Source organism: Methyloceanibacter sp. (genome assembly GCF_050728395.1).
Classification (GTDB): Bacteria; Pseudomonadota; Alphaproteobacteria; order Rhizobiales; family Methyloligellaceae; genus Methyloceanibacter.
On record NZ_JBOHJB010000165.1, the window covers coordinates 1 to 3,508 of the forward strand.

At 64.2% G+C, this 3,508-nt stretch carries 3 protein-coding genes; all 3 read right to left on the reverse strand.

Annotation, left to right across the window (positions count from 1 at the left end):
* Nucleotides 1–513 (reverse strand): SPFH domain-containing protein (locus ACREC7_RS16095; protein ID WP_431556702.1); only part of this gene is annotated, 513 nt, incomplete at its 3' end.
* A gap of 119 nt (nucleotides 514–632) precedes the next feature.
* Complete coding sequence (locus ACREC7_RS16100) at nucleotides 633–1,106, reverse strand: hypothetical protein (RefSeq protein ID WP_431556703.1); 474 nt, start codon at nucleotides 1,104–1,106, stop codon at nucleotides 633–635.
* Nucleotides 1,107–1,134: 28 nt separating this feature from the next.
* Nucleotides 1,135–3,508: tetratricopeptide repeat protein (locus ACREC7_RS16105; protein ID WP_431556704.1), on the reverse strand; the 2,374-nt coding region annotated here is incomplete at its 5' end.

A 3,508-nucleotide genomic window follows, 5' to 3' on the forward strand; every position in this document is an offset into this window, starting at 1 on the left:
CAGATCGCGCGGCGGCTCGATGTCCTTGATCTCGATGCGGGTGACCTTGACACCCCAATTGGAGGTAGCGTCGTCGACCACTTTCAGCAGGCGATGATTGATTTCGTCGCGCTGCGACAGCAGCTCATCCAAAACCATCGAGCCCATCACCGTGCGAATGTTGGTCATGGTGAGGTTGAGGATTGCGGTCTCCAAATGCGTCACCTCATAGCTCGCCTGTGCTGCGTCGATCACCTGGAAGAAGGCGATGCCGTCCACCTTCACCATGGCGTTGTCCTTGGTGATCACCTCCTGGCTCGGCACCTCGACCACCTGCTCCATGACGTTGAGCTTTCGCCCGATGCGATCGATGAAGGGAATGATCAAAGAGAGACCGGGGCGGAGCGTGCGGATATAGCGGCCGAAGCGCTCGACCGTATAGTTCCAGCCTTGCGGCACGACTTTGACGCCGGCCGCGAGCACCGCAACGAACAGAACGAGCAGGACGAGGACGAAGATATTGAAGCCGAGCATGGCACCCTCCTAGAGGTGTCGGGCGAGCGTGTGATGGTTAGCTATAGGGCACTCACCTTCCATCGGCAGCCGATAGATGGGTGTGCGGGCTCACGAATTTAAGAGCGTTCCGCCGCTTGTCATGGCGAAATCAGCTTGGCGATGTCCCACGCGGCCGCACGGGCGGCGGCATCGGCGGTCGGGCCCCATTTTCTGTCGAGCGAGCCTTTGCGCACGATCCTGGTCTGTGACACCCCGCCAAGGGTATTGCCGTCTGGCCCGAAGATCGTCCAGTCGATGCGCACGCTCTGCCGTCCTCCCTTGACCGCCGTCATTTTGACGATGCCTTCTACCGAATACACGTTGGCTGCAAACGACGCTGCAGTCTTCACACCGGCGGCGGACAACCGCTTGCCGAGCGCCGCGGCAAGCGCCTGTTCTCCGTCCCCAGGCGCGCCGGCAACTGAGATATAGGCAAGCCGTGCCTCTGGCTTTGCGTCAGGCTTGGCAGCATCCGGTTTCGCAGCGTCCGTCTCGGCGCTCATGGCGACCGGACCAAGCCCGGCGACCATCGCGAAACTCAAGATGATGACGGCGCGACCGATCGCTCTCATTCAAGGTGCCGAGCTTCAGGCCGCCGGCTCAGCGGCCGGCGGCTTTGATGCTCCCCAGGTTCCAGAGCTTGACCGTCTTGTCGCCTCCGGCAGAGGCAAGCGTCTTGCCATCGGGCGAATAGGCGACGGCGCTGACGGACTTGGCATGGGCTTCGATTTCCTGCAGCTGCTTACCCGCTGACACGTCCCACACCCTTATGCTGCCATCGCCGTCTCCCGAGACGATCTCAGTCCCGTCGGGAGACATGGCCATGGAGCTGAAGCTGATAGCTGCCGCCGCCCCCTTGAGGCTGCGCACCATGCTCGCTTTCGCCACATCCCAAAGGTTGATGGCGAAGCCGCTGCGCGCCGCGAGCAGTCCCCCGTCCGGAGTGTAGATCAGGGAATAGACGCTAAAGGCGTCCGCCTTGAGGCTTTGCAGCAGCCGTCCGCTCGCAACGTCCCACAGCTTGATGTCGCCTTCGTCGTGACCCGAGGCAAGGACTTTTCCGTCGGGCGAGAAGGCAACCGAATAGACCTTGCCGGTTTTCGGCTCGAACTTGCGGATGAGCTCCCGGCTCGTCGCATCCCACAGGACTACGGTTCCGTCATAGCTGCCGGAGGCGAGGTGCTTGCCGTCCGGGGAGAAGCTGACGGCGACGACATGGTCGGAATGCGCCTTGAGATCGGCGGCAAGCTCGCTTTTCTTCAGATCCCATAGCCTTACCGCCTTTTCGTCGTAGGATCCGGTTGCGGCGATCTCGCCGCTCGGCGACAGCACCAGCTGGCAGCACGAGGATGCTCCGAACGCCGGGGATGCACCGCCACCATCGACATCGAGCCACCTGAAATAGCCACCGCTCGCAAGCGCAAGGATGCGGGCGCCGTCACCGGAAAAGGCGAGCGCGACGGGTTCGTATTCGTCGGGATCGAAGCTCCGCAACAGCGCAACCTTGGTATCGAGGGGAGCGGCCCCTGAAGGAGACGCCGGCTCTTTCGCCGCGCGCCGCCAGCGGAGCGCCTCCGCCGGATCCTTGGCCACCCCATCGCCTTCCTCGTACAGCTCGGCCAGACTCCGCATCGACGTGACGTCGCCTAGCTCGGCAGCCTTGCGGTACCAGCGAGCGGCCTCAGAGCTGTCTTTCGCCACGCCGAGGCCGTAGCGGTGCATCAGGCCCAAATAGAACATGCCATATTGGTCGCCGAGATCGGCAGCCTTGCGAAACCACGTCAATGCTTCGGCGTCGTCCTCGGCGACGCTCAGGCCGTTCTCGAGCTTGCGGCCGACTTCGACCATGGCCGAAGCGTTCTTCTGCGCGTCGCCTTTGGCGAACAGCCCGGCCGCTTCCGCTTGGTCCTTCGGCACGCCGTGCCCGTCCCGATACATCAGGCCGAGGGTGTACATCCCGACCGCATCACCGCGATCAGCGGCCTTGCGGAACCATTTCACGGCCTCTCCGTCATCCTTGGCGAAACCGAGTTTCCCCTCCGCGTATCTGTCGCCGAGAACGAGCATCGACCCAACATTGCCGCGGTCGGCGGCCTTGCGATACCAGCGCGCCGCCTCGGCTTCGTCCTTGGCGACGGCCTGGCCCCACTCATAAGCGGTCCCCAGCGCGGCTGCGCCAAGCGCATCTCCAGCTTCGGCTGCTTGACGAAACAGGCGCAAGCCCTCGGGCTCGTCCTTCGCCACGCCGTTTCCCCCTGCGTAGAGGAACCCGAGATAGGTCGTGGCGATCGGATAGCCGTCCTTGCTCAGCGTCTCGAGTAGCGGCTTGGCGAGCTCGAATTTCTTGGCCTCGACATAGGCTCTGGCGAGCTGGAAGCTGAAGCGGCGCTCACCGGGATGGGCGCGCACGGCCTCCTCGCAGGCGGGAATAGCCCTTGCCGTATCGACCTTGCCGAAGTCGACGCCCGCGGCGATAGCCGAGTCGGGGTTGTCGGGATGGGCGGCAAGGCGGTCGCAGTCGTGGATTGGAGCATGTCCGCTCGCCGGCCCTTGCACGGCTTGCGGGGTGAGCGCAGCGGCGGTCTCGACGGGCGGACTGCTCGGCACCGCCGGCGCGTCAACCGGCAAAGCCGCCGCCTTCGCTTCACATCCGGCAGGGCAAAAATCGCCGACCACCTCGTCGTAATAGGCGGGCGTCTGTACATGGGCGACGCTCGCCGCCAACTGCCGCACCTCGCGGCGCACATCGCGGGCGATATCGGTGATCCTGCCTGACGTCTTGAGCCGCGGCAGCAGCGTGCGGGTATAGACCGAGTTGGGGCTCGGATCGTTGTCGGACAGCCGGTCTAGCGCCGACTCCTTGGCGCCAGCTGAGAACATGATGAAGGTGCCGCTTGGCGGCTCGACCCTAGCAAGCCCGCGCGTGCCGCCGATTCCCCTGCCCTTGCCGGCGCCGTGGCTGAACGCCGTCAGT

Bases quoted from the DNA above. Each gene is read 5' to 3' on its own strand.
- ACREC7_RS16100 (WP_431556703.1), bottom strand. From the start codon at position 1,106: ATGAGAGCGATCGGTCGCGCCGTCATCATCTTGAGTTTCGCGATGGTC.